The 229-nt window shown below is 45.9% G+C and carries 1 protein-coding gene; it reads right to left on the reverse strand.

Annotated features, from left to right (window positions below):
* A partial coding sequence (locus SB847_RS22515) for a hypothetical protein (protein WP_410579011.1) occupies nucleotides 1-229 on the reverse strand: 229 nt, incomplete at both ends.

A 229-nucleotide genomic window follows, 5' to 3' on the forward strand; every position in this document is an offset into this window, starting at 1 on the left:
GAATAAGGTTTTGCTGAAATAACTGAGGCAGTTGCTTCATCTGTGGTTGTTCAACAATAGCAGCAAGACTTTCCGACACACTATCCAGCTTCTTAGCTGTACTATCGACGGAGCTCATCGCTGCCGAAAAATCGTTAAGCCCCTGCTCCAGTGGCAATTGATTAAATTTATCCATCAATGCTGTTAACTTCTCTTCCAGTCGGGCGAAGTCACTGGCCATTGCCGGCAT

The organism is Bacillus sp. SIMBA_026 (genome assembly GCF_046535335.1).
GTDB classification, from domain to species: domain Bacteria; phylum Bacillota; class Bacilli; order Bacillales; family Bacillaceae; genus Bacillus; species Bacillus velezensis.